General features: G+C 72.5%; 13 protein-coding genes and 1 pseudogene. 5 read left to right on the top strand and 9 right to left on the bottom strand.

Going from position 1 to position 18,731, the window contains the following annotated elements:
* Positions 1-39: 39 nt before the first annotated feature.
* Positions 40-699, bottom strand: coding sequence for an FMN-dependent NADH-azoreductase (locus tag ACU436_RS17280; protein WP_459026424.1), 660 nt, complete (start codon positions 697-699; stop codon positions 40-42).
* 105 nt (positions 700-804) lie between these two features.
* Between ACU436_RS17280 and ACU436_RS17275 the strand changes: the two genes are divergently transcribed.
* From ACU436_RS17275 to ACU436_RS17265, 3 genes are all read left to right on the top strand, one after another.
* Positions 805-1,287 (top strand): MarR family winged helix-turn-helix transcriptional regulator, encoded by a 483-nt coding sequence (locus tag ACU436_RS17275; protein ID WP_459026422.1) that lies wholly within the window; start codon positions 805-807, stop codon positions 1,285-1,287.
* Between the two features lie 272 nt (positions 1,288-1,559).
* A complete protein-coding gene (gene betT, locus ACU436_RS17270) occupies positions 1,560-3,599 on the top strand; it encodes a choline BCCT transporter BetT (RefSeq protein WP_459026420.1) in 2,040 nt (679 codons plus the stop codon).
* A gap of 36 nt (positions 3,600-3,635) precedes the next feature.
* Positions 3,636-6,803: a BTAD domain-containing putative transcriptional regulator gene (locus ACU436_RS17265; protein WP_459026418.1), complete on the top strand. Its 3,168-nt coding sequence runs from the start codon at positions 3,636-3,638 to the stop codon at positions 6,801-6,803.
* A 77-nt stretch (positions 6,804-6,880) separates the two neighbouring features.
* On the opposite strand, the gene ACU436_RS17260 is transcribed toward ACU436_RS17265, so the two are convergent.
* The 7 genes from ACU436_RS17260 to ACU436_RS17230 all read right to left on the bottom strand — a co-directional run bounded on the left by ACU436_RS17260 (position 6,881) and on the right by ACU436_RS17230 (position 14,706).
* A complete protein-coding gene (locus ACU436_RS17260) occupies positions 6,881-7,213 on the bottom strand; it encodes a hypothetical protein (RefSeq protein ID WP_459026417.1) in 333 nt (110 codons plus the stop codon).
* A 167-nt stretch (positions 7,214-7,380) separates the two neighbouring features.
* A complete protein-coding gene (locus ACU436_RS17255) occupies positions 7,381-7,845 on the bottom strand; it encodes a hypothetical protein (protein ID WP_459026415.1) in 465 nt (154 codons plus the stop codon).
* Between the two features lie 31 nt (positions 7,846-7,876).
* Positions 7,877-8,314 carry a MarR family winged helix-turn-helix transcriptional regulator gene (locus ACU436_RS17250; RefSeq protein WP_459026413.1) on the bottom strand — a complete coding sequence of 146 codons (438 nt, stop codon included), beginning with the start codon at positions 8,312-8,314 and terminating at the stop codon, positions 7,877-7,879.
* A 30-nt stretch (positions 8,315-8,344) separates the two neighbouring features.
* Entirely contained in the window at positions 8,345-9,901 is a 1,557-nt protein-coding gene (locus ACU436_RS17245; protein WP_459026411.1) for a GMC family oxidoreductase, read from the bottom strand.
* Complete coding sequence (locus ACU436_RS17240) at positions 9,898-11,376, bottom strand: aldehyde dehydrogenase family protein (protein ID WP_459026409.1); 1,479 nt, start codon at positions 11,374-11,376, stop codon at positions 9,898-9,900. The genes ACU436_RS17245 and ACU436_RS17240 overlap by 4 nt, the downstream gene beginning before the upstream one ends.
* A 56-nt stretch (positions 11,377-11,432) precedes the next feature.
* Complete coding sequence (locus ACU436_RS17235; protein ID WP_459026407.1) at positions 11,433-12,629, bottom strand: MFS transporter; 1,197 nt, start codon at positions 12,627-12,629, stop codon at positions 11,433-11,435.
* A gap of 298 nt (positions 12,630-12,927) precedes the next feature.
* The gene (locus tag ACU436_RS17230; protein ID WP_459026405.1) at positions 12,928-14,706 is read right to left on the bottom strand and encodes a reverse transcriptase/maturase family protein; all 1,779 of its coding nucleotides are present in this window, start codon (positions 14,704-14,706) and stop codon (positions 12,928-12,930) included.
* A gap of 1,737 nt (positions 14,707-16,443) precedes the next feature.
* Here ACU436_RS17230 and ACU436_RS17225 point away from each other — a divergent pair.
* Positions 16,444-17,517, top strand: coding sequence for a LacI family DNA-binding transcriptional regulator (locus tag ACU436_RS17225; protein ID WP_459026403.1), 1,074 nt, complete (start codon positions 16,444-16,446; stop codon positions 17,515-17,517).
* A 30-nt stretch (positions 17,518-17,547) separates the two neighbouring features.
* The gene (locus ACU436_RS17220; RefSeq protein WP_459026400.1) at positions 17,548-18,240 is read left to right on the top strand and encodes a LuxR C-terminal-related transcriptional regulator; all 693 of its coding nucleotides are present in this window, start codon (positions 17,548-17,550) and stop codon (positions 18,238-18,240) included.
* Positions 18,241-18,397: 157 nt separating this feature from the next.
* On the opposite strand, the pseudogene ACU436_RS17215 reads toward ACU436_RS17220, so the two are convergent.
* Positions 18,398-18,451: pseudogene (locus ACU436_RS17215) on the bottom strand (hypothetical protein); the annotation flags it as partial.
* Positions 18,452-18,731: the final 280 nt, after the last annotated feature.

Here is an 18,731-nt window from a genome sequence, read left to right as displayed (position 1 = left end):
CGGGAGTGGTGGGAGGAGCGATACCCGCGGACGGGGTTCCTACGCGACGCTGCTCAGGCGCTGCGCCATCGCGCGGCCGGTCTCGACGGCGTGCTCGTGGGCGCGGACGCGCAGGGCCGCCGCCGTCTCGCGCAGCTCGGCCATGGCCGGGTTGACGTCGGCGAGGGTCAGCTCGCACTCGACGACGGTGAGGTCGGCGTGGAAGACGTCCTCGAAGATGCGTCGCAGGTAGGGGGTGGCGTGGTCCCAGCCCTCGCGCGGCGTGCCTTCCCCGTACCCGCCGCCGCGGGCGATCACCAGCGTGACCGGACGGCCGGCCAGCGGGCTCGTGTCCCCGCCCGGCCGCAGCTGCGGGGAGGTGAGCAGCAGGTCGATCCAGGTCTTGATGTGCTGCGAGATGCCGAAGTTGTAGAGCGGAACGCCGATCACGGCGGCGTCCGCGGAGACGAGCTCGTCGGCCAGCTCGCCGGCGAGGGCGAGCGCGGCGCGTTGCTCCGGCGTCTGCTGGTCCTCCGGCAGGTGCTGCGCCGTGGCCGCGGTGGGCCAGGCGTCCGACGGCAACGGGTTCGCCCCGAGGTCGCGGCGGACGACGGAATCGTCCGGGTGGTGCGCGATCCAGGACCGCTCGAGGCTGTCGGCGACCTCGCGGGTCACCGAGCCCTCGCGGCGGATGCTGCTGTCCAGTCGGAACAGGGTCATCGGGGTCCTTCCAGGGGAACGCAAGCTGTCCTTCAGATCGTCTGTGATGCAGACGATCGTGTCAACAGAGCGTCTCCCACGCCACATTCCCGGTACCATCGCCCTGTGACCAGCCCCTCGAACGTCGAGTCCGACCTCGGCTGGGCGCTGGGCACCGTCACCCGCTCCTACCTGCGGATCGCCGCGGAGGCGGTGGCCGACGTCCCCGGCGGTCCCCGCGGCTACCAGGTCCTCTCCTCGGCGGCCCGCGGCGACGCCGGCAGCCAGCTGGCGATGGCCCAGCGCCTCGGCGTCGACCGCACGGTGATGACCTACCTCCTCGACGACCTAGAGAAGGCCGGGCTGGTCGAGCGCAAGCCCGACCCCGCCGACCGCCGCGCCCGGCGCGTCGTGCTCACCGAGGACGGCAGGGCCCGGCTGTGCGACGTCGAACGCAGGCTGCGCCGGGTCGAGGACCACATCCTCGGGCCGCTGGACCCCTCCGAGCGCGACACGCTCCGCACGCTGCTGCAGCGCCTCGCCGTCGCCACCGGCGACGAGCGCTCCGACGCGTGCCAGGCGGCCGAGGAGATCGAGACCAGCTGCTGAGGCCTCGGCGGGGCAGTCCGGATGGTGGCACCGGCTGATGTCGCTCGGGCACGACCCGCTCGAGCCTGCGGGGTCCCGAGGCCGGCCGCGGTCGGCAGCGGGTTCGTCCCCTGGTCGAGCACCTGTGGTGTCGACATGACCATGGATCCGCGGCAGCCGGAAGCGACGCGAGGAGAACTCTTCGCAGCCGACGCCGGACGTGAGAAGCTGCGCCGATCGAGGTCGTCCCGTCGTGACGGCCGGCTGTGGCATTGGCGGAACGGGGAGGCTCGATGAACGGGAGCCAGGCTGAAACATCGACAGGTCCGGAGGCCAGCACCCGGATCAAGCCCGTGGTCTTCTACGGCTCGGCCGCTCTGACGCTCGTCGTGGCGCTCTGGGCGATCGTCGCCCCGGCAGCCGCCGCCGACACGATCGGCGTGCTGGTGGCATGGATCTCGGAATGGTTCGGCTGGTTCTACATCCTGCTCTCGACGGTCATCCTGATCTTCGTGATCTTCGTCGGCGCGTCCCGGTTCGGGAGGACCAGGCTCGGGCCCGAGCATTCGCGTCCGGAGTTCAGCACGTTCGCCTGGGCGTCGATGCTCTTCGCGGCCGGTATCGGTACCGACCTGATGTTCTTCGCCGTCGTCGAGCCGGTCACGCAGTACCTCGCCCCGCCCCGAGGTGAGGGCGGCACCCTGCAAGCGGCCGAGGAGGCGACCGTATGGACCCTGTTCCACTACGGGATCAGCGGCTGGGGGATGTACGCGCTGATGGGCATGGCGCTGGGCTACTTCGCTTATCGCAGGCACCTGCCGCTCGCCATCCGGTCCGCGCTGTACCCGGTGTTCGGGAAGCGGATCCACGGTGGAATCGGCAACGCCGTCGACCTCGCCGCCGTGCTCGGCACCATCTTCGGGGTCGCTGCATCGCTCGGCATCGGCGTCGTGCTGCTCAACTACGGGCTGTACTTCCTCTTCGGGATCCCCGAGGGCACGGCGGCACAGGTCGGCCTGGTGGCCGTCGCGGTCGTGATGGCGACGGTATCGGCGGTCAGCGGTGTCGACCGGGGCATCAGGCTGCTGTCCGAGCTCAACGTGCTGCTCGCGATCGGGCTGGCCCTCTACCTCCTGGTCGCGGGTGACACCGTGTTCCTGCTGAACGGGCTCGTGCAGAACGTCGGCGACTTCGTCAGCTCGTTCCCCGGGATGACGCTGCAGACGTTCGCCTACGACCGGCCGGTCGACTGGCTCAACACGTGGACGCTGTTCTTCTGGGCGTGGTGGATCGCGTGGGCGTCGTTCGTCGGGCTGTTCCTGGCCCGGATCTCGCGCGGACGCACCATCCGCCAGTTCGTGACCGGGACGCTGATCATCCCGTTCTCCTACATCGTGATGTGGATCTCGATCTTCGGGAACAGTGCGATCGACGTCATCCGCGACGGCGACACCGCGTTCGGGGAGAACACGGTGGAGAACAACGCACAGGGCTTCTACGAGCTCCTCGCCCGGTACCCGGCGGTCGCGTTCATCGCCTCCATCGCCACCTTCGTCGGCCTGCTCTTCTACGTGACCTCCGCCGACTCGGCCGCGTTGGTGATGGCCAACCTGACCTCCCACCTGCCGAGCGCGAAGTCGGACGGCGCACCGTGGGTTCGCATCTTCTGGGCGGTGGCCACCGGCCTGCTCACCGTCGGAATGCTCGTCGTCGGGGGTGTGCCCGCCCTGCAGAACGCCACCATCATCATGGGGCTGCCGTTCGCGTTCGTGTTGGTGCTGGTGATGTTCGGCCTGTTCCGGGCACTTCGGATGGAAGCCCTGCAGGTGGAGAGCCACCAGCGCAGCCTGCTGTCGTCGCTGTCCGGCCGGGTGGTCTCCGACGGGCACCGGGCCGACGTCCCGGGCTGGCGGCGCAGGCTCGACCGCGTGCTGTCGTTCCCCGGCCGGGAGCGCGCCGAGGAGTTCCTGACGGGCGTGGCGCTGCCCGCCATGGCGGAAGTGGCCACGTGTCTCGAGGAGCGGGGGGTGGACGCGCGGGCGCGGCAGGACCGCGACGAGGACGGCGGAACCTTCGTGGAGCTCGTGGCCGACATGGGAGAGGAGAGCCCGTTCCGGTACCAGATCCGGCTACGCGAGGTTCCGATGCCGGTCTACGGCGGGCGGGTCGTCCCGAAGGGCACGGACACCTATTGCCAGCTCGAGGTCCACCTGCGCGATGGCGGGCAGGGCTACGACGTCATGGACTACACGCAGGAGCAGCTGACCGACGACGTCCTCGACCAGTACGAGCGGCATCTCGAGTTCATCCGGATCCAGCAGGTCGGCACCTGAGGTGACGGCGATGCCGGAGTGGCTAACGTGGCCGGTGTGCGTTTCGGGGTGCTCGGGTCGGTCGCCGTGTGGGCCGGCGACGGCTCGCCGGTGCGGGTGCCGGAGCGGAAGGTCCGCGCGCTGCTGGCCGACCTCCTCGTACACGAGGGCCGCCTGGTGGCCTCCGATCGGCTGGTGGAGCACCTGTGGGGCGGGCAGGAGCCCGGCAACCCGCTGAACACGCTGCAGACCAAGGTCTCGCAGCTGCGGCGCACGCTGGAACGAGCCGGCGGGCGCGACCTCGTGGTCCGCGAGCCACCGGGGTACCTGCTCCGCCTCGGGTCCGGCGCGCTCGACGCCCACCGGTTCCGCGCGCTCACCGCCCGGGCCCGGGAGACCCCCGACGCGGGCGAGCGGGCCGCCGTCCTCTCCGACGCGCTGGCGATCTGGCGCGGCCCGGCTCTTGCCGACGTCCGCGACGAGCCGTTCGCCGTAGCGGCCGCGGCGCGCCTGGACGAGGAGCGGCTGGCCGCCGAGGAGGAACGCGCCGACGCGCTGCTCGCGCTGGGCGGTGCGGAGCTGGGTCCGCTCGTCGCCGAGCTGGGGCAGCTCGTGGCCCGCCACCCGCTGCGGGAGCGGCTGCGCGGCCTGCACATGCGTGCGCTCTACCGCGCCGGGCGGCAGGGTGAAGCCCTCGCCGGGTTCACCGAGCTGCGCGCCGCGCTCGTCGCCGAACTCGGCCTCGAACCCGGTCCCGAGCTCACCGCCGTGCAGCGCGCGATCCTCGCGCAGGACCCCGCGCTGCAGGGGCCGCCCGCGCGCCCGCGGCCATCGATCGCGGCCCCGCTCACCGAGCTGGTCGGCCGCGAGGACGCCGTGGCCCGGGTGCACGAGCAGCTCCGCGCGGCCCGGCTCGTCACGCTCACCGGGCCGGGCGGCGTCGGCAAGACGAGCCTGGCGGTGGCGGTCACCCGCGAGCAGCCCGCCGCATGCCTCGTCGAGCTCGCCGGGCTCGACCGGCAGGTGTGCCCCGAGGGCGGGAGCCCGGCCGAGCACCGGGTCGTCGCCGCCGTTGCGGCCGCGCTCGGGCTCCGCGACTCCGGCGACCTCGAGGAGCGGATCGCGGAGGCGCTCCCCGGCTCGCCGGTGCTCCTGGTGCTCGACAACTGCGAGCACGTCGTCGACACCGTCGCCCCGGTCGCCGCGAGGTTGCTGCGGGCGGTACCCGGCCTGCGGGTACTCGCCACCAGCCGCGAACCGCTCGGGTTGGCGGGCGAGGTGCTCCACGAGGTCCCACCGCTGGATCCGCCGGCGGCCACCGGGGACCTCGACGCGGTGCGCGCGTCCAGCGCGGCGCGGCTGTTCGTGGCGCGCGCCGCGGCGGCAGCACCCGGGTTCGTCCTCGACGCCGGCACCGCACCCGCGGTCGCGGCGATCTGCCGGCGGCTCGACGGCCTGCCGCTCGCGCTCGAGCTCGCCGCGGGGCGGGTGCGGGCGCTCGGCGTGCACGGGGTGCTGGCGCGGCTCGACGACCGGTTCGCGCTGCTGGCCGGCGGCCCGCGCGACGCACCCGACCGGCAGCGCACCCTGCGCGCGGTGGTCGACTGGAGCTGGGAGCTGCTCACCCCCGGCGAGCAGGTCGTGCTGCGGCGCCTCGCCGTGCACCCCGAGGGCTGCGACCTGGAGGCGGCCGAGGCGGTCTGCTCGGGCGAGGACGTGCGGCCCGGCGAGGTCCTCGACCTGCTCACCCGGCTCGTCGACCGTTCCCTGGTGGTCGCCCAGGCCCCGCGGTTCCGGCTGCTGGAGACGGTGGCGGCGTACGGGCTCGAGCGCATGGCCGAGGTCGGCGAGCTCGAACGCGTCCGGCAGCGCCACAGCGCCCGCTTCCTCGCGTTCGCGGAGCGGGCCGAGCCGGAGCTGCGCGGCGCCGACCAGCGGAGCTGGCTGGAGCGGCTCGACGCGGAGGCGGCCAACCTGCGTGCCGCCGTCGACCACCTCGTGCGGCAGGCCGACGGCGCCGAGCAGGCGTTGCGGCTCGTGCAGGCCCTGTGCTGGTACTGGTTCCTTCGGGGGCGCACCGGCGAGGCGGTCCGGTCGCTGCGCGCGGCACTCGCCGGGCCCGGGGCGGCGCCGGCCGGGCTCCGGGCGCAGGCCGCGGCCTGGCTCACCGCGCTGCGCGTCCTCGACGGCGAGCCGCCCACCGACGGTGCGCTCGACGTCCCCGCCGTCACCGACCCGGTGGCCAGGGCCCGCGCCCAGTGGTTCCTCGGCTACGCGCTCACCACCGTGGCCGACCACCGGGCCGCGCCGCTCACGTGCGCCGCGCTCGAGACCTTCGAGGCGCTGGGCGACCGGTGGGGCACCGCGGCGGCGCTGGCCGACCGCGTCGGTCAGACCTTCTACGCCGGCACAGCCGAGCAGGCCCAACGGGCCGCCGAGCTGTTCCGCGAGGTGGGCGACCGCTGGGGCCAGGTGCAGGCCACGTTCGCGCTCGGCGCCCTCGCCGAGCGCGCCGGCAACTACGCCGACGCCGCCGAGCAGCATCGCGCCGGCCTGCGGATGGCCGAGGAGCTCGGCCTGTGGGCGGAGGTCTCCTACCAGCTGTCCTGGCTGGGCCGGGTCGCCCTGCTGGAGCGGCGGTTCACCGAGGCCGAGGACCTGCACCGGCGCGCCGTGGAGACGGCGGTCGCCCACGGCTTCGCGCCCGGCCGGATCTACGCCCTCACCGGTCTCGCCCTCGGCGAGCGACGCACCGGCCGGCTCGACGCCGCCGAGCGACACCTGCGGGAGGTGCTCGCCTGGCACGTCGGCGCCGGCGCCGAGCGCGCCACCACCCTGATCCACGCGGAGCTGGGGTTCGTCGCGGAGTTGCGTACCGACGCCGGGGACGCGCTGCGGCACCAGCTCGCCGGGTACGCCATCGCCCGGGACGGCGGCGACCCCCGCGCGCTCGCCCTCGCGCTGGAAGGGCTCGCCGGGGCCGCCACCCTCGCCGGGGCACCCCGGCACGCCGCCCGGCTGCTCGGGGCGGCCGCCGCGGCGCGGGAGGGCGTCGGCGCACCCCTGCCGCCGGCCGAGCGCGGCGACGTCGACCGGATCGCGGCGGCGGCCACGGAAACGCTCGGCGAGGCCGCGTTCGCCGAGGAGCTCGCCCGCGGCGCCGTCACGGATCCCGGCGAGCTCGTCGCCGCATTGCCGTCCGGTGCAGCCTCACGATCGGCGTGAGCACGATTTTCCGGGAACGCACCGCGCGGGCGACGCCTTCTCGCGGAAGGCACCGCCCGCGCATTTCACCGTGAACTTCAGCGCAGCCGGCAGCTCACCGTCAGCGTCAGGTTCTGCCCGATCTCGTGGAAGTCCGGCTGGACCTGGACCGCGCTGCCGTCGGTGGTGATGCCTTCCCACGAGGCGCGCTCCGGGTCGCTGACCCGGTATCCCCGCACCTGGTCGTCCCCCTGGCACCGGACCTCGACGACATCGTCCTCGATGCGCGGCACGATGGTCTTGCGTCCGTGCACGTCCTCGAGCGTCCAGGTGCCACTGACCTCGTAGCTGGTGCGCGGCTGCGCCGCTGCCACTCCGGCGGCGAGAAACATCGTCGCGAGCACGCCGAGCAGCACCGCAATCTTGCGCATGAATTCCCCCGTATTCACCACGTCACCCCCCGCGGATGGCGCGTATCTGCCTATCGTGACGCTCGAAGTCGGCGTTACGGATATTCTGAGAGCATCTCAGCCGTTCGTTTCACGAACGATGATTCGACCCGGCCGCGATCGAACCGAGATACGTGGCGACGGGAGCGTCAGTCCGCCCCCGGTCGCACGATCATCAGCACCACGACGACCGCCCACAGCAGGTTGTAGATCCCGGCGTACATGGCGAGCGAGCGCAGCCGCGCGCCGCCGTCCGGCTCGGCCAGCGCGGCCTTCTGCCTCGGGTAGATCACCAGCGCCAGCAGCAGGCCGGCGGCCGCGGTGAGGAGCATCGCGATGTTGAGCCAGATCTCCGCCATGCGGCCCTGGGTCATCGCGAGCGCGATCCCGACGACCGGAACGACGATGCCGAGGAGGCCGTACACGCGCGTGATGCGGTGCAGCACCAGGGCCACGGCGTGGTTGCGCTCCCCCACCGGCCCGGCGGCGGGCGCCCCGGCCGGGACCGACGCCGCGACCGGCGCGTACCGCGGGAACAGGCTGGCCGCCACGGCCGAGCCCCCGACGAAGACGATGCCCGCGAGCACGTGCACCGACAGCAGCAGACCCTCCACAATGCCTCCCCAGCTTCAGCCTGCCTGAAGCCTAACAGGCACCTTCAGGATCCCTGAAGGCAGCTCGGACCGCCTCGCCGACCTTCCGGAGCGCCGGGTCCGCGTCCGGGCCGAAGAGCTGCGCGTCGACCACGTCCACCGCGCTCATGGCCTCGCGCAGCAGGCGGGCGCCCTCCGGGGTGAGCTCGATGGTGGACGCGGCGCCGGCCCGCGCCGTGCTGTCCCGGACGAGACCGGCGGCGACCAGCGCCTTCACCGCGGCGTGCACGCTCTGGACGCTGATCCCCGACATCCGTGCGAGGTCGCTGAACGACGCACCGGGGACGCCCGAGATGTGCCCGAGCAGCCCGAGCCGGCTCACGGTCAGGCCGAGCGGGGCGAGCGCGGCACCGAGCGTGGTCTCGATCCGGTGCGCGACGGTGAGCAACACGACGGACGGGCTGGTCGGCGGTGCCTGTTCCGTGCTCACGGTGCGAGTCTCCCCGGTCCCGTCCGCCGGTCAGCGCGTGGCACGCAGCAGGTCGCTCGCCTTCTCCCCGACCATCATGCAGGTGATGTTCGGGTTGATCGCCGGGAGGAACGGGAGGACCGACGCGTCCGCCAGACGCAGCCCGTCGACGCCGCGCACCCGCAGTTGCGGGTCCACGACCGCAGCCGGGTCGCCTGCCGGGCCCATCTTCGCGGTGCCGGCCGGGTGGTAGACGGTGTTGTGGGTCTTCGCGATGTAGTCGGCCAGTTCGTCGTCGGTGACCGCGTCCGGGCCGGGCGTGAGCTCGCGGGCCACCCACTCCTTCAGCGCCGCCTGCTCGGCGATGCGGCGCGCCAGCCGCACCCCCTCGGTCATGACCCGCATGTCGTGGCCCTCCGGGTCGGTGAAGTAGCGCGGGTCGACGCGTGCCCGGTCGCGGAAGTCCCGGCTGCGCAGCCGCACCGTGCCCCGGGACCGCCCGCGCGTGACGTTCGGGGTGAGGCAGAACCCGTTGTCGGTGGTCGGGTAGCCCCAGCGCACGGTGTTCAGGTCGAACGGCACCGACCCGTAGTGCATCATCAGGTCCGGCCGGTCGAGGCCGGCGCGGGTGCGGGTGAACAGCCCGATCTCCCACCACTGCGTGGACGTGGTGACCATCGGCCGGGCCGACTCCCACATCACCAGGCCCTCGACGTGGTCGTCCAGGTTCGCCCCGACCCCCGGTGCGTCGACGCGCACCTCGATCCCGAACTCGCGCAGGTGCTGTGCGGGGCCGATGCCCGAGAGCATCAGCAGCTTCGGGGTGTCGATCGCACCTGCGCTGAGCACCACCTCGCGGCGGGCCGCGACCGTCCGGCGGCCCGGCCCGATGTCCTGCTGGTACTCGACGACGGTGGCGCGCCTGCCGTCGAACAGCACCCGTGAGGACCACGCGCCGGTGCGCACCTCCAGGTTCGGCCGCTTCCCCATGATCGGGTGCAGGTAGGCGTGCGACGCCGAGGCGCGCGTGCCGTCCGGCTCGCGGTTGATCTGGAAGAACCCGGCGCCCTCGCAGACCGTCGCGCCGTCGTTGAAGCGGACGGTCGGCAGCCCGACCGCGGCCGCGGCCTCGAGCAGCGCGACGCCGCACGGGTCGTCCGGCGGGACCTGCATGATCGTGACCGGCCCGGTGCGGCCGTGGCCCTCCCAGGGGCCGTCGTTGTTCTCCAGGCGTGCGATCAGCGGCCAGCACTCGTCGGCGCTCCAGCCCTCGCAGCCGCTCGCCGCCCACTCGTCGAGGTCCTCGCGGGGGGTCCAGAACGCGATGCACGAGTTGTGCGACGAACACCCGCCGAGCACCTTCCCGCGGGCGTGGCGCAGGAAGCTGTTGCCCCGCTCCTGCGGCTCCACCAGGTAGTCCCAGTCGTAGCCGGAGTCGAGCAGCGCCATCCAGTCGGAGAGCCGCAGGATCGCCGGGTCGTCGACGTCGGACGGGCCGGCCTCCAGCAGGCACACCGTGACGTCCGGGTCCTCGGAGAGCCGCGCGGCGAGCGCACAGCCCGAGGACCCACCTCCGACGACGACGTAGTCGAACGTCCCGCTGGTCACCGCGCCTCCCCGCGCCCGAACCACCCGGCCGGGCCCGGCGAGGTGTTGTGCCAGATGTGCTTGTGCTCCTGGTACTCGGCCAGCCCGGTCGGTCCGAGCTCGCGCCCGTTGCCCGAGCGCTTGAAGCCGCCCCACTCCGCCCCGGGCACGTACGGGCCGAAGTCGTTGATCCACACGGTGCCGTGCCGCAGCGCGCGGGCCACCCGCTCGCCGCGCCCGGCGTCCCCGGTCCAGACCCCACCGGACAGCCCGTACTCGGTGTCGTTGCCGAGCGCGATCGCCTCCTCCTCGGTGCGGAAGCGCTCGACGGTGAGGATCGGGCCGAAGGTCTCCTCGCGGATCACCCGCATGTCGCGCCGGCAGTCGGCGAACACGGTGGGCCGGTAGAAGAAGCCCTTCTGCAGGTCCGGTTCCTCCGGCCGGCGCCCGCCGGCCACCAGCCGGGCGCCCTCGGCGTGCGCCGACGCCACGAAGTCCTCGATCTTCGCCCGCTGGGCGGCCGACACGATCGGGCCCGACTCGGTGCCCTCGTCCATGCCGTTGCCCAGCCGGATCCGGTCGGCCCGCCTGCCGAGCTCGGCGACCAGGTCGTCGTGCAGCGCGTCCTCGACGATCAGCCGCGCGCCGGCCGAGCAGACCTGGCCCGCGTGCAGGAAGACGGCGGTGAGCGCGTTGTCGACGACGGTCTCGAAGTCCGTGTCCGCGAAGACGATGTTGGGGTTCTTGCCGCCCAGCTCCACCGCCACCCGCTTCACGGTGCCCGCGCCCGCCCGCACGATCGCCTGGCCGGTGGCGAGACCGCCGGTGAAGCTGACCATGTCGACGCCCGCGTGCTCGGTGAGCGGGGCGCCGACCGACCGGCCGTCGCCGAGCAGGATGTTGACCACGCCCGGCGGCGCGCCCGCCTCCTCCACCAGCCGCACGAGCTGCACGGACGTGAGCGGGGTGACCTCGCTCGGCTTGATCACCACGGTGTTCCCGGCCGCCAGCGCGGGCGCGACCTTCCACGACAGCTGCAGCAGCGGGTAGTTCCACGGCGTGATCAGCGCGCAGACACCCACCGGCTCGTGCACGACCCGGCTCACGACGGCCGGGTTGCCGGTGTCGACGAGCCGGCCCGCATCCTTGCCGGCGAGGTCGGCGTAGTAGCGGAAGACCGCCGTGACGTCGTCGACGTCGATACGGCTCTCGACCAGCGTCTTGCCGGTGTCGAGGGTCTCGGTGCGGGCGATCTCCTCCTTGTCGCGCACCAGCAGGTCCGCGACGCGGCGCAGGAGTGCACCGCGCTCCGCGGCCGGCGTGTGCGGCCACGGACCGGTGTCGAACGCCGCGCGCGCCGCGGCGACCGCGCGCTCGACGTCGTCCGGGCCGGCCTGGTCGACCATCTCGATCACACCGGCGTCGTACGGGTTGACGACCTCGGCGGGGCCGCCGGACCCGGATGTCCAGTTCCCGTCGATGTAAAGGCTGGGCACCCGCCGATCGTCCTCGGGAACGGCCCGGCGTCAAGCGGAAGCGGCTTTCCCGCAGGTCAGTTCCGGGAATCTGCAGTCAACGGGCGGGATGCACCCGCCGCCAGCAGCCCCAGCAGCAGCGCGCCGAGCACGACGAACAAGGCCCGCAGGATGCCGGCGTGCTCGCCGAGGAGGCCGATGAGCGGCGGGCCCGCGATGAACGCGGTGTAGCCGATCGAGCTGACCACCGAGACGCGGGCGGCGGCGCGGGCCGGGTCGTCGGCGGCGGCGCTCATGCCGACGGGGAAGCCGAGCGACGCCCCGATCCCCCACAGGAGGGCGCCGGCGAGCGCGACGGGCACGGACCCGCCGAGCAGCATCAGCAGGAGGCCGGCGAGCGCGACGACCGCGGTGGCGCGCACCACGACGACCCGACCGAAGCGGTCCAGGGCCGTGCCGCCCGCCATCCGGCCCGCGGTCATGGCGGCCACGAAGAACCCGAACGCGATCGCACCGAGCGTCTCGCTCGTGCCGTGGCCGTCGACCATCGCGATGGCGACCCAGTCGTTGGCCGAGCCCTCGGTGAACGCGAACGCGAGCACCATGAGCCCGACGACGAGCGTCCGTGGCTCCCGCCATGCGGCGAGTACGCCCGACCCCGACCTGGGCTCGTCGGGCGCCGCCTCCGGCACCGGCAGGAACTGCCGCACCGCGGGCGTGACGACGAGCGGGAGCAGCACCACGACGCCGACCAGCTGGGCGGCGAGCGGGATGCCCAGCGCCGAGCAGGTCGCGCCGATCCCCGCGCCCGCCACCGTGCCGAGGCTGAACCCGGCGTGCAGCCGGGGCATGAGGGAGCGGCCGAGCCTGCGCTCGACGTCGGCGCCCTCGACGTTCATCGCGACGTCCCACACACCGGTGCCGAGGCCGGACGCGACCAGGCCGAGCGCGGCGACCGGGACGAGCGCGGTGGACATGCCGACGGCGAGCAGCGCGAGCCCGACCGTCATCGACAGCGCGCCCGCGAGCACCGCGCGGCCGGGGCCGAGGCGGTGCACGAGCGGGCCGGACAGCGGCAGCCCGGCGACGGCCCCACCCGACATGCAGAGCAGGAGCAGCCCGAGCTGCGCGGTGGACAGGCCGAGTGCGTCGCGCAGCGCGGGCGTGCGCGCGATGAACGACGAGAACGCGAGGCCCGCGGCGATGAAGGCGATGACCACGGCCGTGCGCGCCCTCAGCAGGCGGGCGGAGGGCAGCGCCCCTGTCGTGGACACATCGGCTCCCATCGGTCTGTCGAATCGATTCGATCCGAGGTTACGGGACACGCACGACAGGCTCAACCGGGTTCTGCTCACACCGCGGCACCACTGAGCGGGAGCCGGCGGCGGTACGCGTCATGGCGCCGTACTGCTGTTTTCGGACGTCCAGAACAGCAGTACGGCGCCACGGTGCTGATCTGATGGGCGTCTAACCGGGTAAGCCGCGCGGCGAGGTGCCTGTGTAGGTCCCTTGCCGCGCGGCTCCCCTCCGAACCCCGCGGGCATCTTTCGATGCACGAGGCTCTCCAGTGATCTATGCCGCGTTCGCGACGGGTGGTCCGTGGTGGATGATGTCGTGGCAGGGGCGGCAGACGATGAGGGTCTTGCGCCGCATCCTGGCCATGACGGCCGCCCACGGTGGTTGGCCTGGACCGGTGGGGAGCTGGGCCAGCTTGCGGACCTGGTGCACCTGCACCTTGTCCGGTTCGTGGCAGAGCTCGCACCTGCCGCGGCGGAGTCGGTTGATGAGCTCCTTGCGGGTGTAGGTGACCGGTCGGGCCGGGTCGCGGTCGGTGAGGACCGCGTTGCGTTCCCGTGCGAGGGGTATCCCGCCGAACCGTGCGACCAGTGGCTGCTTGCCGGGGCGCTCGATGCGGGCTTCGGAGCAGGTCCGCGGTCCGTGTGGAGTCTCGATCGTGGCCTTGTGTTTGGCCGCGATCTTGGACACGGTGGACTCGTGCTTGGCGGCCAGCGTTTTGAGCAGTGAGGTCTCGGCGACCCAATGGAGCCGGGTGAATCGCCAGACATCGGTGGCGAGCAGGTAGTACTGGACGATGCCCCGGTATTCGGCCCCGTAGGTCGCGACGATGTCGTAGTCGTCGAGGTTGTGCAGGGCCGTCCTGGCCTCGGGTTTGCCGCGGCGCAGGTAGGGGACGCATTTCGCCTTGATCACATCACGGGGCACCCGCAACCCGATCGTCCCGTTGACCATTCTTCGGCCCCGGGTGATCCGGTCGTCGGCGTGCTGGGTGATGATCTCGTAGCCGAGGTATCGCGCTGCCTGGGTGCGGGCGTGCGTGATCAGTGTCTTGTCGGCGGACATCTCCAGCTTGAGTTCGTCACGCAGGAACGCCGCCAGCTGATCTTTGATCTGCTCGGCTTCGGCTTTCGGTCCGATGAAGCCCAGGAGGTGATCGTCGGCGTAGCGGGAGTAGCGCAACCGCCGGTAGCCGGGATCGTTCGGATCCTGGCTGGGCAGGGTGCGCATCTGTTGGCGCAGTTGCCGGACTTTCGCCCGGTCGCCGCGCTGGCGTGCTCGATGCGCCGCCTGCCTGATCGCCTCGTGCGCACGGTTGGGTTTCCTGCGCACTCCCTGGGTGTGTTGCGGGATGAGAACTGTCTCGACGAACGTGTCCAGCCGGTGCAGATAGATGTTGGACAGGATGGGTGAGACGACGCCGCCCTGCGGCGCGCCGCTGAGCGTGGCGTTCCACCGCCAGTCCTCCAGGTACCCGGCTTGCAGCATGTTGCGGATCAGCCGCAGGAACCGGTTGTCGTGGATGTTCTCCGCCAGGGTCTCGACCATGACGTCGTGGTCGAGGGACCCGAAGCAGTCGGAGATGTCTCCCTCGACGAACCACGTGGTCCCGGTCCAGCCGATGGCCACCTCGCGCAGCGCGGTGTGGCAGCCCCGGCCGGGGCGGAACCCGTGCGAGTGGTCGGAGAAGGTCGGCTCGTAGTAGGCCTCGAGCAGCAGGCGCACCACCTCGCCGACGAGTTTGTCCGACCACGTGGGCAGCCCGAGCGGACGCAGCTTCCCGTTGGGTTTCGGGATGTGGATCCGCCGCACTGGAGCGAACCGGTAGCGCTCGTGGCGCATCGCTTCGATGATGGTGTCGATCTTCTCCATGGACATGCCGTCCGCGGTTTCTGGCGTGGCTCCCGGTGTCATCGCCCCGTGGTTGGAGTAGATGCGACCGTAGGCCAGCAGGTACAGCTGCGGGTTGAACAGTTGTCGATACAGTTCGGTGCACGGCAGGCCTTTCCTGCCGCGCTCACGGAGGACAGCGAGTACCGTGTCGGCGTTCTGCATTTCGCATACCTTCCGGGTTGTCGTGTCCAGATCACCTGTGCCCCTTCGCCCTGCGATCGGCGTTACCGTCTCCCTGGCAGGTCGTGACTCCTGCGACTACTACGGGCACTGTGTCACCATGGGGCTCGCGCCCGACAGGTGATCCCACGTTCGTCTCTGCTGCACGTTTCTAGCGTGACGTAGGCGCCCCACTCATCTCCTTCAATGCCCTCATTGGGCATCGCTCCGTCCCCGGAGGTTGCCGCGGAGAAGTACTCACTCCGCCGCAGGGGCCGGCATCGGTTTCGGACGTCTTTCCGATGGGTGCGGCTTTTCACCTTCTGGAGATTGGGATGCAGGCAGTCTAGCTTTCGCCGTATCACGCGGGTCCCCCAGCGAGCCGCCCCGTACGCCTGGGCACGGTTCGCTGGTTTCCTGGCATGCTATGGTCCCCTTCGCCTTTCGGATCCAGGTAAGCCATCGGACCCAGAGATGTACCTCCAATCTCTCCCCGCTGTGCGGGGGATGCGACAGAGCGCCTCGTGGCGCAGGTACTACAGCCGGAGTTCGTGATGGTGCCCGGCGCAGCGTCGCTGGTGGGGCGCGGTCCGTGACTGCGCCAGCAACCGGACACCCACTGCCTTCGTGTCCCGTTGGTGGGTGGGGAATGCGGGACGGTCGTCGGGTGGAGCGGGCCTGGGGGTTCGCTGCCGGTGGGCGCGCCGTACCCGGCTCGTGGTGTGGGGCCCTCGTCTCGATCCGGTCCGGGGTGCGTTCCCTCCGGTTTGCCTGGTCCCCGCCATCTTTGCGGGGTGGTCGGGTTGGCGTCACTGCTGTCCCCCGGGGGTCATCCGGGTGGCCGTCCCCGGCCTGCTGGCACGCCGGTTGGCGATGGGATCCTGCGGCTGGGTGGGACTCGACCGGTGGTGGTGCCGTTGCCCGGGCCGCTCAGGCTGTGGTGTCGGCGCCGAGTGTGCTGCCGGCCGACGCCCGGCCTGGTGCGATCCGAGGGTGGGGTGTGATCAGCGGATACGGGACCGGGCGTGCATAGGTGAGTGTGATGTCCCGATCCGGCCGATCACGGCCCGCTGGGTGTCGATGTCGGGGTTGTTCGTGGGGTCGCCCGGGTGTCTGGGGAGTGCAGAAGGGGCGGGCGGGACCACCGCAGGTCGAGTGGCTGTCGGCAGTGGCGGTCTCGTCGGGACTGGCGTGCCGGCAGGTCGGGGACGGCCGCCCCGGTGACCCCGGGGGGACGGTGGTGGTGCCAACCGGATCACCGGCGGGGGTGAGGTCGGGTCCGGACGGGAGTGGCCGCGCCCGGGACCGGGTCGACAGGGTGGGGCGGTCGGCTGCGAGCCGGGTACGGCGCGCCCACCGGCAGCCGATCCCGCGACGAGACAGCCCCGACCGCGAGGCGCCGGTCACGTTCATGATCCGCGGTATCGGTTGTTCATGGCTGCGGCGACAGCCATGGGCACCCGATACCTGCGGTCTTCCCCGTCAAGATCCGAGGTGTCGGGTGTTCATGGTCGTGTGGACAGCCATGGGCAACCGATACTTCGGATCTTGCCCCGCGGATCGACGGGCATCGGCCCAAGGCCGTGTGTGCGGGCCCCGTCCAGCCGATCAGGTCCGCTCGGATGAGCTGCCACCCAGCCGGGCCGGCGACCCGACACCGACACAGTGGCCGAACCAGCCACTACCGCAGCCGACCAGCAACATGATCACGATCTACCGCTGCCGTACTAGGGTTCGGGCGTGTCCAGCCGTCCGACGCTCGCCGCCGTCGCGGCGCGGGCCGGCGTGTCCCCGTCGACGGCCTCGCTCGCGTTCGCCGACAGCCCCCGCGTCGCGCCGGCCACCCGGGAGCGGGTGCTCGCGGCGGCCGCCGAGCTCGGCTACGCGGGCCCCGATCCCCTCGCCGCCTCGCTGCGCCGCGGCCGCAGCGGCGTCGTCGGCGCGTTCATCGGCGAGCGGCTGCTCTACGCGTTCCGCGACCCGGTGGCGCTGCAGCTGCTCGACGGCATCAGCGAGGTGCTCAGCGCCCACGACGTGGGGTTGCTGCTGCTCGCGGGCGACGTCGGCCGGCCGTCGACGAGCCAGATCGCGCGCATCCCGCTCGACGCCGCCATCTTCGCCACCTGCGGGCTCGAGGACGACCCGGCGCTCGGGCAGCTGCGCGCCCGCGGCGTGCCGGTCGTGGCGGTGGAGGGGCCCGCGGTCGAGGGCGTCGCGATGATCGACATCGACGATCGCCGCGGCACCCGCGAGCTCGCCCACCACCTGCACGATCTCGGGCACCGCAGCGTGGAGGTCGTCGCGATGCCGCTGCGGCTGGACGGCACCCGCGGCCCGGTCACGCCGCGGCGGCGCGCGCAGGCGCACTACCGCGACGTGCGGCACCGCATCGAGGGCGTCGAGGACGTCTTCGGCCCGGTCCCGATCTACGAGACCCCGAGCAACGCGGTCGACGAGGGCGCCGCCGCCGCGCGCCTCCTGCTCGACGTCCCCCCGGCGCGGCGGCCGACCGCGATCATCGCCCAGAGCGACGTGCTCGCCGCGGGGGTGCTGCGGGCCGCGGCCGAGCTCGGCCTGCGGGTGCCCGACGACCTGTCCGTCGGCGGCTTCGACGGCGCCGACCTGCACTGGCTGGCCCCGACCCGGCTCACCACCGTCGTGCAGCCGAGCGAGGAGAAGGGCCGGGCCGCGGCCCGCGCCGCGATGGAGCTCGTCGAGGGCGGCGACCCGGCGGACGTCATGCTGCCCGTCGCGCTGCGGATCGGTACCACGAGCGGGCGGGCTCCGTCCTCCGATCGGTCGGCACCACGATGAGAATCGCGGTGGCCGGGGCATCCTGACGACATGGTGGTCCGCGTGCTGATCGTCGATCGGCAGCCGGAGCTCCGCCGCGGCCTGGAGGCGGCGCTGCCGGCGGCGAGCGACGGCGGCGTGCGCGTCGTGGCCGGCACCGACCGCGCCGCGTCGGCCGGGACGCTGGTGCGGCGCTACCGGCCGGACGTCGCGCTCGTGGACCTCGAGCTCGCCGCGCCGGGCCCGCTCGCCGCGCTCTCGGCGATCCGCCGCGTGCAGCCCCGCCTGCCGGTGCTCGCGCTCGCCCGGCACCTCCCCAGCCTCCAGACCGTCCTCGAGCTCGTCGGCGCGGGCGCAGGCGGTGTGCTGCTGCGGACCCGCGCGCACGGCGGGCTCGTCCCGTCGCTGCTCGCCGCCACCGGCGCCACGAACCGGCCGTCGGCGACCCGGTCCGGCCCGCAGCTCTCCGGCAAGGAACGACACCTGTGGACGCTCATCGCGGGCGGCGCCAGCACGGCCCAGATCGCGCGGGCGCTGCACGTCTCCGAGCGCACGGTGAAACGTCTCACCGCGGGCCTGCTGCGGACCCTCGGCGTCGCGAGCCGGACCGAGGCGGCCGCCCTCGCCGGCCGCGCCGGGCTGCTGGACGACCTGCCGCCCGCCGACCTCCCGATGCCCGCGCAGCGAATCCCCCATCTCGACACGCCGAGTCCCACACCCCGCCCCGGCGAGTCCCGGATCTGAGTACAGGGGCTCGACGATCTTCACGCCGCGTAGCGCGATTACGTGACCCCACCGCGGAACGCCTTCGCCTCGAGCAGCCGGAGCGCAGGCTGCTCGTAGCCGTCGAGAGCCTGCGCCCGCGCCCCAGGACGAAGGGGTAGACGAAGAGCCGGTACTCGTCCACGAGCCCGGCCCGGACGAGGGTGTGGCACAAGGTGATGCTCCCGGTCACGACGATGTCCTGGCCGGGCCTTTCCTTGAGCGCCCGCACCTCCGTGACGGGGGTCGCCGGAGAGGACCGTGGAGTTGTCCCACTGCGGGTCGGTCATCGTGGACGACACGACGTACTTGTGGACGCGGTCGAGGTAGTCGGTGATGCACGAGCTGGCGGTTCACACCAGGTACGACTGCTCCCGGCGCCGGCGCTCATCGGGGGTGCAGTGACGGTCACACCAGGACCGTTCGGCGTAGCCCTTGCCCTCCGCCGCCATTCTGTATACATCTGATATCCA

The organism is Pseudonocardia wallangbongensis (assembly GCF_054486945.1).
This window is presented reverse-complemented; position numbering and strand designations above follow the sequence as displayed.

What these genes read in the sequence shown, in the direction of transcription:
- betT (WP_459026420.1), top strand. Translation starts at nt 1,560, where the DNA reads ATGAACGGGAGCCAGGCTGAAACATCGACAGGTCCGGAGGCCAGCACC.
- ACU436_RS17260 (WP_459026417.1), bottom strand. Translation starts at nt 7,213, where the DNA reads ATGCGCAAGATTGCGGTGCTGCTCGGCGTGCTCGCGACGATGTTTCTC.
- ACU436_RS17220 (WP_459026400.1), top strand. Translation starts at nt 17,548, where the DNA reads ATGGTGGTCCGCGTGCTGATCGTCGATCGGCAGCCGGAGCTCCGCCGC.
- ACU436_RS17280 (WP_459026424.1), bottom strand. Translation starts at nt 699, where the DNA reads ATGACCCTGTTCCGACTGGACAGCAGCATCCGCCGCGAGGGCTCGGTG.
- ACU436_RS17230 (WP_459026405.1), bottom strand. Translation starts at nt 14,706, where the DNA reads ATGCAGAACGCCGACACGGTACTCGCTGTCCTCCGTGAGCGCGGCAGG.